The organism is Candidatus Erwinia haradaeae (assembly GCF_900698985.1).
In the GTDB taxonomy this organism is placed as follows: domain Bacteria; phylum Pseudomonadota; class Gammaproteobacteria; order Enterobacterales; family Enterobacteriaceae; genus Erwinia_E; species Erwinia_E haradaeae_B.
In genome coordinates this window covers 85,752-98,857 of sequence record NZ_LR217730.1, presented here as the reverse complement: position 1 = coordinate 98,857, position 13,106 = coordinate 85,752, and the positions used below count along the sequence as shown (strand labels likewise).

9 protein-coding genes are annotated in these 13,106 nt (G+C 34.2%); all 9 read right to left on the bottom strand.

Annotated elements, in window-relative coordinates; genetic code table 11:
- Positions 1-990 carry an NADH-quinone oxidoreductase subunit NuoH gene (gene nuoH / locus ERCIPSPA2889_RS00300; RefSeq protein WP_157988899.1) on the bottom strand — a complete coding sequence of 330 codons (990 nt, stop codon included), beginning with the start codon at positions 988-990 and terminating at the stop codon, positions 1-3.
- Positions 987-3,719, bottom strand: a complete 2,733-nt coding sequence (gene nuoG / locus ERCIPSPA2889_RS00295; protein WP_157988898.1) for an NADH-quinone oxidoreductase subunit NuoG — start codon at positions 3,717-3,719, stop codon at positions 987-989. The genes nuoH and nuoG overlap by 4 nt, the downstream gene beginning before the upstream one ends.
- Before the next feature lie 85 nt (positions 3,720-3,804).
- Positions 3,805-5,121, bottom strand: coding sequence for an NADH-quinone oxidoreductase subunit NuoF (nuoF, locus tag ERCIPSPA2889_RS00290; RefSeq protein ID WP_157988897.1), 1,317 nt, complete (start codon positions 5,119-5,121; stop codon positions 3,805-3,807).
- The gene (gene nuoE, locus ERCIPSPA2889_RS00285) at positions 5,118-5,633 is read right to left on the bottom strand and encodes an NADH-quinone oxidoreductase subunit NuoE (RefSeq protein ID WP_157988896.1); all 516 of its coding nucleotides are present in this window, start codon (positions 5,631-5,633) and stop codon (positions 5,118-5,120) included. Before nuoE ends, nuoF begins: the two co-directional genes overlap by 4 nt.
- Before the next feature lie 2 nt (positions 5,634-5,635).
- A complete protein-coding gene (gene nuoC / locus ERCIPSPA2889_RS00280; RefSeq protein WP_157988895.1) occupies positions 5,636-7,435 on the bottom strand; it encodes an NADH-quinone oxidoreductase subunit C/D in 1,800 nt (599 codons plus the stop codon).
- Between the two features lie 114 nt (positions 7,436-7,549).
- Complete coding sequence (locus tag ERCIPSPA2889_RS00275; RefSeq protein ID WP_157988894.1) at positions 7,550-8,224, bottom strand: NuoB/complex I 20 kDa subunit family protein; 675 nt, start codon at positions 8,222-8,224, stop codon at positions 7,550-7,552.
- Positions 8,225-8,262: 38 nt separating this feature from the next.
- A complete protein-coding gene (locus ERCIPSPA2889_RS00270; protein ID WP_157988893.1) occupies positions 8,263-8,709 on the bottom strand; it encodes an NADH-quinone oxidoreductase subunit A in 447 nt (148 codons plus the stop codon).
- A gap of 804 nt (positions 8,710-9,513) precedes the next feature.
- On the bottom strand, positions 9,514-10,866 hold the full coding sequence (gene lysC, locus ERCIPSPA2889_RS00265) for a lysine-sensitive aspartokinase 3 (RefSeq protein ID WP_157988892.1): 1,353 nt from the start codon (positions 10,864-10,866) through the stop codon (positions 9,514-9,516).
- Positions 10,867-12,085: 1,219 nt separating this feature from the next.
- Complete coding sequence (gene purC, locus ERCIPSPA2889_RS00260; protein WP_157988891.1) at positions 12,086-12,799, bottom strand: phosphoribosylaminoimidazolesuccinocarboxamide synthase; 714 nt, start codon at positions 12,797-12,799, stop codon at positions 12,086-12,088.
- Between the last annotated feature and the right edge of the window lie 307 nt (positions 12,800-13,106).

Below are 13,106 nucleotides of genomic sequence, written 5' to 3'. Positions count from 1 at the left end.
TTAATATCCTATTGGCGATGCCCTATATAAGATAACCGCAGCAGTTACAAGTAGATTTATAAGCGTTAACGGTAAACAAACCGTCCAACCGAACCGCATGACCTGATCGTACCGAGGTCGTGGTAATGCAGCACGAATTAAAATAAACATGACTATAAAGAACATAGTTTTTAATACAAACCAAACTATAGGAAAAAAATATGGACCATGCCATCCACCAAAAAATAACGTGACAATTAATGAAGAAACAGCAATAATACCAATATACTCTCCAATAAAAAACAATCCAAATTTCATACCAGAATATTCAATATGATACCCATCAGCTAGTTCTTGTTCAGATTCCGGTTGATCAAATGGATGTCGATGACATACCGCTAGGCTGGCTATTAAAAAGGTTACAAGACCAAAAAACTGCGGAACAACATTCCAAATATATTTTTGACTACTAACAATAACGAGCAAGTTAAAAGATCCTGCCTGCGCCACTACACCCATCAAAGATAACCCAAGAAAAACCTCATAACTTAAGGTCTGCGCAGACGCACGTATAGCACCTAAAAGGGAGTATTTATTATTACTAGACCACCCTGCCAAAAGCACTGAATAACCCCCCAACCCTGCCATAATTAAAAAAAATAATATACCAATATTGAGATCAGATCCCATCCAACTAGGCGTAATAGGAACTATCGCCATCGCCATTAACAAAGATGTAAATGCAATGATCGGTGCTAATGTAAAGATTATTTGATCTGAAAAAGGCGGAATCCAATCTTCTTTGAAAAAAATCTTTATCATATCCGCTGCTAGCTGTAATGACCCTCCCCAACCTACACGATTTGGACCATAACGGTTCTGAAATAAACCCAAAAGACGTCTTTCAACAAAACTCATCAAAGCTCCGCAGATCACTACAACGCAGAGTATCACTAAAGATTTTATAATAGCGATAATGATAGCGAGCTTCGCGTCTGTTAGCCAAGTCATGATTTAATCACTATCTGAAAATTATTCACACCTTTCCCGCGCAAAAAGAAACCAAAGCCAGGAAACCCAAGAGGTAACCCTATTTGTCCAGACTGTAAGTTATTTGAAAAATATACTGGCAATACAAAATCCTCCCCTTGGCAACTAAAAAACAAAGTAGCACCTTCTTGTATCTTAAGTTGTATAGAATCCTGACGATTCATAATTATATATGGTGCTGGCATACGCTCCTGAATAACTTGTGAGCGTTGACTCATCTCCTCACTACCAAAAATATGAAAATAAGGTGTAATACGCCAATAATGATATTGCCTTATAAAGGCAGAAGGAATATCCTCAAACCAACTGAGTTTTACTTTATCTGACGAAATCAATCGTACACCTGAAGAATCATTAGATAACTGTTGATTCACTATACTTTCAACTTTATTAAACGATTGTGAAGAATTCCATCCTGGAGCCCAAGAAAAAGGAATCTGTGCATGATGATCAGGTAGTGGATTACCGCCCTCCATAGAAAAAGAAAACATACTATCTTGATCTCGTGGTTGTTGTTGTTCATGAACACTCAGATTAGCCAACATTGCAGTACGCCCACTAAAACGATGTGGCGAGCGCGCTATTTTCTGACCATGAATTCGAAAACTAGAACCTGGCGACGCTTTCTGTATACCAGCCAACAGTGGAATCTCTTTAATGCAAGCGTTAATCACATCATCTAGTGAATCGCAGTCTACTTTTTGACCATGAATCGCTTGTTTTGTCATATTCAACCAACGCCAACTAGAAAACACTTGATCTTTTTTATTATAAAAAGCCGGATCGTGAACCTGAAAAAATCTCTGAGCGCGACTTTCCTGACTAACAACAGTACCGTGACTTTCTGCAAAACTTGCGCTAGATAAAACCAAATTAGCTCTCTTAGTTGTCTCAGTATTTTGATGATCAAGCACGATGATATTTTTCGTATGTCTTAAGGAAAAATTTACCACCTCCCTAGACATATGACGATAAAGATCATTTTCTAAAATAATTACCGAATCTGCCTCACTACTGGCTAATGCATCCAGTGCCCTATTTAGTGAAAAACCACCAATTAAACCAACGCCCATACTATTTACTTCCGGAGTAACAAAGCTAATTCCTACTTCTTTGTTATGCCCTATTAACGATTTTGCAATATTTGCTGCCGCCTGAATAATTGCCTCGTTTCCAGAATTAGATCCTGAAATAATAAGTGGTTTTTTAGCGCTATTTAACGCTTGTGCAATGATAGTAATGTGATTGATTAATTCTTGATCTAAATCGCTTACTTTTGGAGCACTTTTATCTAGTTGGTGGGCTATAGCAAATCCTAGTCTCGCTTGATCTTCTATTGGAGCATAGTAACTCCAAGTGGCAACATCATCTAATCTAGTTTTATCTACATTGGTTACAAATAAAGGATATTTGGAATTGCGACTCATGTTAAGGATTGCAGAACTATTCCAAGGAGCCACTTTTTGTATTTCTGCCATTACGCGAGTTTTTCCCTTAAGGGCCTGACGTACTGCAAGTGCCATTCGCGCCCCTGTCTGGGTTATATCTTCCCCAAGAATTAATATTGCATCGTAATTTTCAATTTCAAACAGCGAAGGAGTATATATTCCACTATTTTGCAATATTTGAATAATTAAATTTATACACGCTTGTTCAGCTAATGGCATACCAGTAGAAAAGTTAGTAGCTCCTACTATTGATAACAAAGAAAAATTACTCTCTACACTAGCACGTGACGAACCAATACCAATAATCTTTTTTGCTTGACGAAGATTTCTTGATAATATATCTATTGCTTGATTAGTATTTAATAATTTCCAATTTGTTCCATGACGCTGCATGGGTTGACGTGGGCGGTTTTCCAAGTTCACATAGCCATAGCCAAACCGGCCCCGGTCACAGAGAAAATAACGATTTATCATACCATTATATCTATTTTCAATACGACGTAACTCCCCATAGCGTTCACCGAGGCTAATATTACAACCAAGACTACACTGCTGACAAATACTTGGAGCAAACTGCATATCCCATTTACGATTATAGCGCGCAGAATGCGTTTTATCAGTAAACACTCCAGTTGGGCAAATTTCTACTAGATTCCCTGAAAACTCATTTTCTAATGCGCCATCCTCAGTACGACCAAAGTACACATTGTCACTCGCTCCATATACACCAAGATCTGTTCCATCTGAATAATTTTTATAGAATCTTATGCAGCGATAACAAGCAATGCAACGATTCATTTCATGAGAAATAAATGGACCAAGATACTGATTCAAATGAGTTCGCTTAGTAAAACGATAACGACGTGAAATATGACCATTCATTACGGTCATATCTTGTAAATGACAGTGTCCACCCTCTTCACATACTGGACAATCATGTGGGTGGTTAATCATCAACCACTCTGAAACACTTTTTCTAAACTCTTGTGCTTCATGATCTTTAATTGAAATCAACATACCATTATTAACTGGCGTCATACAAGACATCACGAGACGTCCATAATCATCTGTCTTGTTCTGATATTGTTTTACTGCACATTGACGACACGCGCCAACACTCCCCAATGCTGGGTGCCAACAAAAATACGGAACATCCAACCCTAAAGATATACAAACATGCAGTAAATTATCTGTATCATTAACCTGATATTCTGTACCGTCTATATATATAATTGCAGGCATAATATATATGCTTCCATGAGGCTCATGCTATCATAAGCGTTATACTGTGTTAAGTCGCTGTACGTTCAAGATAAAATAAATGTCGCTAAATACTAAAAATTACACGCGAGTCTTCATACATATTAGAAAATTGAATACCCGCCTCAAATTCTTCACGAAAATATGTAATAGCACTTTGAAGCGGCGCCACTGCTCCTGGTGCATGAGCACAAAAAGTTTTTCCGGGGCCTAAATTCCGACACAGATTCAACAAAACCTCAAGATCACCCGCGTGCCCTTGGTGACACTCTAGGGATCGCAAGATTTTTAATGTCCAAGGCAATCCTTCACGGCAAGGTGTACACCAACCACATGATTCGCGAGAAAAAAATGCTTCTATATTACTAACCAGAGATACCATATTTATCGTATGATCCACTGCAATAGATAATGCCGTTCCTAAACGACTCCCGGCCTTACTAATACTGGAAAAATCCATAGGTATATCAAGATGCTTCTCAATTAAAAACTCAGTACTAGCACCACCCGGTTGCCAAGCCTTTAATTGTAATCCGCTCTTCATACCGCCAGCATACTCGTCAAGGAGTTCTCGCGCAGTAATGCCAAAAGGAAGCTCCCAAACACCCGGATTCTTGACTTGACCAGAAAAGCCCATCATTTTAGTTCCTGTATCCACACTTTTTGAAATATCTTTATACCATTTAATCCCATTAGCAAAAATCGCAGGAATATTTGAAAGAGTTTCAACATTATTCACACAAGTTGGCTGACCCCATAACCCTATTGATGACGGAAAAGGTGGTTTTGATCTTGGATTAGCTCGACGCCCTTCCAACGAATTCATTAAAGCTGTCTCTTCCCCGCAAATATAACGACCCGCGCCAGTATGCACTATCAGGTCTAGACTAAAGTTAGTACCAAAAATATTTTTTCCTAGAAAGCCTGCTTCTTTCGCTTCTAAAATCGCACAGCGTAAATTTATCGCTGCCTCAATATATTCACCTCGCAGAAAAATATACGCTCGGGATACTCTTAAAGCATAAGCACTAATTAACATACCTTCTATTAATTGATGCGGCATCTGTTCCATTAATAAACGATCTTTATAGGTTCCAGGCTCCATTTCATCTGCATTACATAATAAATAACGAGTACTTCTTGATAAATCTTTTGGCATTAAACTCCACTTTACACCAGTTGGAAAACCAGCCCCACCTCGCCCCCGTAGACCAGACTCCTGCACTAGCATGACAACTTGATCTGATGTCATGCTTTTAAGAGTTTTCTCTGCACTGACATATCCATTGGTATTTTTATATTCCTTTAAAAATACTGGTTTCTGATCTTTTCGCATTCGCCAAGTGAGAGGGTGCATATCAGATGTACGCTTAATCTGTCTCATGGATACCGTTCCAATAATTTAATTATATCTTGTGGGGTTACATTACCGTAAGTGTGCTCATTAATCATTAATGCTGGACCCTTATCGCAATTACCAAGACAACAGGTTGGAAGTAATGTAAAACGCTTATCTTCTGTAGTTTGTCCTGGCTTAATATTCAAGTGTTCTTCTAACCTTTGTTGGATTATTTGGTAACCTAAGATATAACACACTACGCTATCGCAATACTTAATAATATGACGACCCACTGGCATGCGATAAATCTGACTATAAAAAGTAGCTACCTCTTCTACATCACTAGTTGGAATTTCTAAAATATCAGCAATACCCTTGATTAAACTATCAGATACCCATCCTCGATATTTTTGAATAATATGCAGCGCTTCAATTATAACAGCATGAGGCTCCTCATAAAAAATCCTCTCTTTAGCTATAGCAGCGCGTTCTAAAGAACTTAGTGTGGTATCATTAGACTCATTTCTGATTTTTATTAAAATCTTGTTCTCATGCATATTTATCGGTCCACGTCTGACATCACAAAATCAATACTACCAAGATAGACGATTAAATCTGATATTAAACTGCCGTTAATCACCGAAGGAATCTGCTGCAAATGTGGAAAACTAGGCGTTCGTACTCGCGTACGATAGCTCATTGTATTTCCATCACTAATAAGATAGTAACTATTAACTCCCTTGGTGGCCTCTATCATTTGAAAAGATTCATTCGCTGGCATCACTGGGCCCCATGAAACTTGCAAAAAATGAGTAATTAAAGTTTCAATATGTTGTAAAGTATACTCTTTAGGCGGCGGTGTAGTAAGTGGATGATTAGCTTTAAATAAACCCATTGGCATATTGTGCAAGCATTGCTCTAAAATACGCATACTTTGGCGCATTTCTTCCATTTTAAGCATAACTCGCGTATAAGCACAACTAATGCCATGGCCAATAGGTATTTCAAAATCAAAATTCTCATACCCAGAACAAGGCCTCCATTTACGTACATCAAAATCCAAACCAGTTGCACGTAACCCTGCCCCTGTTACCCCCCAAGATAATGCTTCTTCCATGTTGTAAGAAGCTACACCCTTAGTCCGCGCAATAAAAATAGAGTTTTTTAACGCAGCCTGTTCATATAATTTAAGACGCTTCGGTAACCAATGAAGAAACTCACAAAGTAGACGCTCCCATCCTTTTGGAAGATCATTAGCCACGCCACCTATCCGGAACCAGGCTGGATGCATTCGAAAACCAGTAATAGCCTCTATAATATTATAAATCTTTTGACGATCAGTAAAAGCTAAAAAAACCGGTGACATAGCACCAACATCCTGTATAAATGTAGAAATATATAATAAATGACTATTAATACGAAACAGCTCCGATAACATTATTCGAATCACCTCAGCACGCTCTGGAACTGTAATGCCAGCTAGTTTTTCTACAGCCAAAACATAAGGTAACTCATTAATGCAACCACCCAAATATTCAATACGATCAGTATATGGAATATAGCTATGCCATGACTGTCTCTCCCCCATCTTTTCTGCACCACGATGGTGATAACCGATATCTGGCACACAATCAATAATCTCTTCTCCATCAAGCTGAAGAATAATACGAAATACTCCATGCACGGACGGGTGATTAGGGCCAAGATTTAAAAACATAAAATCTTCATGAGCACTTGATCTTTTCATTCCCCACTCTTCTGGCCGAAAAAGTAGAGACTCCATAGCAATATCTTCTGCTTGTTTAGTAAATTCAAAAGGTTTAAATTCAGTAGCGCGTGCTGGGTAATCCTTTCTAAGTGGATGACCCTTCCAATTTCGTGGCATCATGATACGAGTGAGATGAGGGTGCCCAGTGACATTGATTCCAAACATCTCCCAAGTTTCACGCTCATACCAATTGGCATTTTGAAAAATATGACTAATAGTTGGAACCTGCAAATTCCGCTCTGATAGCGCTAATTTTAGCATCAGATCGCGATTTTCTTTAATAAAGATAAAATGATAAAAAATAGAAAAATCTGCTTTTGGTAAACCAATTCGATATATTCTCTGGCGTTCATCTACGCCATGTAAATCATATAACATCACATATGGTTTGAAAAAATCATAAAGAAAAGTCACAATTTCTAATATCTGTTCACGCTTCACCCAAGCTACAGCCATACCAGTACATGTGGCTTGCAAACTAAAAGCGTGAGGACCAAAATGATGATACAGCTTGGAAATAATTGGATCATCGCATTGATCTAAAATTTTCTCTGCTGTTTGCGCAACATCTTTCCTAGGTAAATCTATCATAAATTATTTCACTATTCTAACCACGTAACGAATATACAGTACTTATTTCAATGGTATTATTTCTGGTATTATTGCTATCTTAATTATCGAGCTATCTTTAATTACTTCTAAAAATTAAATTTCGTCTGGCGCGCATACATATGTAGCAGAAATGCGCTCTGCGTTTTTTCTATCTCTTTCAGATGGCATCTTAGCACGATATACATTTTGATCATGCATAACCGATGATAATGGTCGACGCTCTTTTCCAATGGATTTTTGTAATAATAATAATGCCTGCATATACGCCTCTGGCCTTGGCGGACAACCCGGGATATATACGTCTACTGGCAAGAATTTATCCACACCTTGCACTACTGAATATATATCATACATACCACCAGAATTAGCACATGATCCCATAGAAATTACCCACTTAGGTTCTAACATTTGATCATACAAACGCTGAATTACCGGAGCCATCTTAACAAAACAAGTACCAGCTATTACCATCAAATCTGCTTGTCGTGGCGACGAGCGAATAACCTCTGATCCAAAACGAGCCACATCATGTACTGCAGTAAATGCAGTAGTCATCTCTACATAACAACAAGACAACCCAAAGTTCAATGGCCAAAGTGAATTCTTTCGACCCCAATTTACCATCTTATGTAAGAGAAGCTCTAATTTTCCAAGATAAATATTTTGATGTATATGATTTTTTAAAGGGTCATCTACCTGTTCTTTTTTATGTAAAGGGTAAACATCATTATCACTATTTTGATTAGGGCGAGTTAAAGTATAATCCATATATTTTCTCTATTTTTATTAATAGATAACTAAACATATCAATGAGGATACTTAGTACCTAAAATATTATGTATATTAGTAGTTTTATAAACATGAGATTTACAATAGATAGGAGACCAGTCCAGAGCCCTAATACGAGCTAGGTAAAATAAACTTACAAGCAAAATAACAATAAAAAGCATAGCTTCAATGAACCCAATCCAACCAACTTCACGAATTGAGACTGCCCACGCATAGAGATATAAAGACTCAACATCGAAAATAACAAAAAACATAGCTATTAAATAAAATTTAATCGATAATCGCAACCTGGCGCTTCCAACAGAAGCAATACCTGACTCAAATGGTGTATTAGTATATCTTCCGTGAGTTTTACTACCCAGAAACCATGAAACTAATAACATTAATAAACAAAAACATATTGCGACAACCAAAAAAAGAATAAAACCCCATTGATGAGCAAGCATTTTTATAGTTGTAGGCATATTAATTTTACTCAAAGAAGTGAAATTTTATATAATATTAGTACCTTATCTATGTATATGACCTTAACTTAACGAATCTATAAATAATATATTATAGATCATTATATCACTGTATATTCCCGATAAGGGAACAACTAAGTGATATTAATATATCGATCCAAATACCAACATTTTTATTATATCATGAACCTATAAGAAAAAAGCTAATATTAAATAAAATAATCGTACTATTCATCATTCATTATGTGAAGTTATTTATAAATAATAAAAAATACATATTTTTATACATTTTTTATCATATCATTATGCGCTCTTAATTATGTAGATACCTAAAAGCTTTAGGTGAAACATTATTATTAAGCAAGGCAGAAACGTTCATAATAAAGAATCTTTTTAAAAAATATCACGGTATATTCTATATAGTTTTACAAAAAACATAAATACTAAATTAATAGCCTAATAAGAATTATTAGATAGATATAAAAAATATATGAAGATAATAAAATTCATTAATTCTGCTACTTATCACAAGATCACAGTTTATATGTATTGATATATATTTTAAATGAATAACAAGAAACTTCTAGTGCTACCAAACAATCTGTATTTTTATTAGGATCACCTTGCCAATAAAAGTAGTATATAAATTTTTTAATATTCTTTAAATTAATAAATATATAGTACTTTTTGTTTCAGACAGCATGTTAAAAATGTTAACAATTACTGTAAATAATACTTTCTACAAATAAAACGAATCAACTATAACAAAATCTTCTTTAATAATAAATTATTCAAATATCTTCACTATTCAAATATCTTATAGTGTAGAAGTTGTATTATCCTCTCAGCATTATCAGCAGGTGCTAAAAAACAGAGTGTAAATTGAGGATAACTATTAAAAACCATACGTATATTACATAAGTCTAGTACACTTAAAAAGTTTTTTTCAGAACTATCAAACTTAGAAAGCTTATTACCAATAATTGACACTAATGCTAAATTCTCTTCTACCTCTAATTTACAAAAATTAGTTAATTCGGTAAGCAATGCTGGATTTAAAAGATTACTAGTCATTACAAAAGACCAACTTGTATCTAATGTTACTGCTAATTTTACTTCAGATCGCATTATCAAATCAAGATGAATACCATGACGTATTAATAATTTGAACACCGCTTCAAGAAAACAAAATGTATCTGATAAATAAACATTGTGTAATGTTAGTAACGTCTGATGAGAACGTAGAGCAAGAGCCCGAAACAAAGGTAAAGTATGAATCTCATGACATACAATAGTACCACCAGCTCCTGGATGCTTACTAGAGCCAATAAATATTGACATATCACTACGTACTACAGGTAATAAAGTTTCTGGATGTAATATCTTTGCACCACAAGTTGCCATCATAAATGCTTCTTTGACGGTGATCTTATCAATACGCTTAGCAGATGGAACTAATCGTGGATCTGCAGTATAAATTCCGGACACATCGGTCCAGATGTCAATCCTTTTAACATTTAGCGCTTCTCCAAGCATTGCGGCAGTATAGTCGCTACCTCCGCGACCTAAAGTGGTAGTTCGTCCTTTTTCTTCTTGACCGATAAACCCTTGTGTCACAATTAATATTTCTAAAATTAAAGGCTTTAATTGATGTTGGACAAGCTCCTTAAGTATGCTAATTTTTGGCTCTGCAGAGCCAAAACACGCGTCAGTCCGCATTACTTTACGTACATCAAACCATTCTACTTCCACTTTACGCTCACGAAGAATTTCAACAAAAAGCAAACTAGACATTAACTCACCATAACTAACTAACTCGTCAGTTAGTTCAGAAGATTTTGAAAACTCTGCAATTCTAGAAAGAGCCTGAATATTATTAAGTATGTGAGTTATTTTATTACGAATGACCTGTTGATAAATCAACCGTTCAATAATAGCCTCTTGCATGTGGAAAATTTTAGATAGGATAGCAATCTGTTGTTTTTTGCACTGACCTTCAGCTAACAAAAATAGTTGATTCGTGATCCCTGCAGATGCTGATAATACCACTAAGCGTATAGCAGGTTTTTTTAAAACTATATCAGCACTGTGCTGCATAGATATATAATCAGCCATGCTACTACCGCCAAATTTCGCTACAATAAGATTGTGAGACATAACGAGAGCCAAACTGGTGTTAAGGTGAATCACATTAGCTTAATACAGAGTATGCCAATAATATAGGCATATTTTTATTAAAACATAAATTACCTAAACCATTACACTGTCAAAATCATAAGAAATTACCCTACTCTTTAATAGATTTTTGAAATGCTAGTTTTGGTTCTTTTAAAATCCTTTAGTAATATGCTAACTGGATATATTAAACTTATAAACAATGTCTCAAATTAAGAATACTGAGCACTATTCTTTATATAAGGGTGCTATCTAATATAAAAATATTCTCTTGTAATTCTTTAAACCAAAATTATAAATTCTTACATAAATTACAGAAACTCATTACAGTATAACCATTAGATAACTATTCATAGTAAAAAATTCGATAAATCTTCTCATATAAAAAATATGCAAATATCATACTAATATACACACGAATGATATATTCAAATAATATTTATTGAGATTATTTTTCTTAATTATAAACAACTAAATAGCAAATATTAAATATTTGTTTATTATGTAAAAAAAGATTTTATTATGTAAAAAAGATGTAATATACTTCATAATGTACTTCATCAACAACCACTAAGAGTAGTATTATTATTTAGTATAATAAAAAGGTAAAAATAATTTAAAACTAGAGAGTCAGACTATAAAAAAATTTTTTAAAAATAAAAAATTGTATTTATCGAATATAAATTAAATCCCAATAAAAATATAAAAAAATAAACTGTGTATATAAATACAATGAAAATTGTAACCTTTGTCCTGAATTTTTCTAATATTCTCTTTTATATTTTTTCTCTATAATGAGCCACCTGGATTATTACACTTATCCTTTGTGTCCACCCATTGTCATCTTAGCTATAAAAGCATCTTCGTGTTCTCTAACGCTGTTAAATATATATTAATTGCTAATTGATAAATCACATTATACTTAATATCACATAATATGTAACGTACTGTGTATTATGACTCTATTTTGTATTCTTATGATAGCAAAGATATTTATAATATTCTTATAATACTATTAATTAACTAAAGTTGTTTTATAGGGTTTTTTTATACTCACGCAAGAAATAAAATACATTCTTTTATCTAATATAAAATTGAAGGATAAAAACTTTTTATTTGAATCTATGTCATCATACGAACTAATAATCTACGAATAGTCTTTGATATTTGATATTTTATAGAGCTATTTTATAAAAATAAATTAATCTAGTTTTACTCCTAAACGATTTGCAACTTCTTCATAAGCCTCTATTAAACCCACTTGAGCCTGTCGGTAGAGATCTTTATCCATTTTATTAAGAGTCTTTTTATCCCATAAGCGAGCACTATCAGGAGAAAATTCATCACCCAAAACTACTTTATCCTTCCATATCCCGAACTCTAATTTAAAATCTACTAAAATCACACCTATTTCAGAAAAAAGTGTATTTAAAATGTCATTGCTCTGAAAAATTATTTTTCGCATGCATAACAAATGATGCTGGCTTACCCACCCAAATGTTTTACAATAAGATGAATTAACCATAGGGTCATGCTTTCCATCATTTTTAAAAAATAAATCAAAAACTGGAGGGCAAAGAACAGTGCCCTCCTTAATCCCTAAGCGTTTTACTAAGGATCCTGCAGCACGATTACGTAATACAAATTCCAATGGCACCATTTTTAGATTTTTCACTAATGTTGCATTATGAGAATATAATTCCTTGATCTGAGTTGGTATACCGGCCTTCTGTAACTTGGACATTATAAAATAATTTAACTTATTATTAATTAACCCTTTGCGATAAAACTGATCAACACGCTTACCATCTAGGGCAGAAATATCATCGCGGAATTCTAACACTAATAAATCCGGCTCATCCGTACTATATAAGGTTTTTGTTTTACCACGATATAACTCCATCATCTTACGCATCGCATTTACTCAACTTTAAATAATATAATCATCATACATTTTCTACGTAAGGCTTTAATATTTCTAATTATGATCACATTATTTTAATAAAAACGTATTATCATATAACATTAATAATATGCTTAATTATATAAACTTAAATCATCCATTAAAATATCTATAGTAACTCACTAACCATTATTATAAATCTAATATTTCATTATATATTATAATAATACATTATTTATACCACAATTTCCTTTTAATTATTTCATGAGATCAGAAATATTATTATGAATAAAATTAAAATCCTATCTTGATTAATTTA

What these genes read in the sequence shown, in the direction of transcription:
- nuoG (WP_157988898.1), bottom strand. Translation starts at nt 3,719, where the DNA reads ATGCCTGCAATTATATATATAGACGGTACAGAATATCAGGTTAATGAT.
- nuoF (WP_157988897.1), bottom strand. Translation starts at nt 5,121, where the DNA reads ATGAGACAGATTAAGCGTACATCTGATATGCACCCTCTCACTTGGCGA.
- nuoE (WP_157988896.1), bottom strand. Translation starts at nt 5,633, where the DNA reads ATGCATGAGAACAAGATTTTAATAAAAATCAGAAATGAGTCTAATGAT.
- nuoH (WP_157988899.1), bottom strand. Translation starts at nt 990, where the DNA reads ATGACTTGGCTAACAGACGCGAAGCTCGCTATCATTATCGCTATTATA.
- ERCIPSPA2889_RS00270 (WP_157988893.1), bottom strand. Translation starts at nt 8,709, where the DNA reads ATGCCTACAACTATAAAAATGCTTGCTCATCAATGGGGTTTTATTCTT.
- lysC (WP_157988892.1), bottom strand. Translation starts at nt 10,866, where the DNA reads ATGTCTCACAATCTTATTGTAGCGAAATTTGGCGGTAGTAGCATGGCT.
- ERCIPSPA2889_RS00275 (WP_157988894.1), bottom strand. Translation starts at nt 8,224, where the DNA reads ATGGATTATACTTTAACTCGCCCTAATCAAAATAGTGATAATGATGTT.
- purC (WP_157988891.1), bottom strand. Translation starts at nt 12,799, where the DNA reads ATGCGTAAGATGATGGAGTTATATCGTGGTAAAACAAAAACCTTATAT.
- nuoC (WP_157988895.1), bottom strand. Translation starts at nt 7,435, where the DNA reads ATGATAGATTTACCTAGGAAAGATGTTGCGCAAACAGCAGAGAAAATT.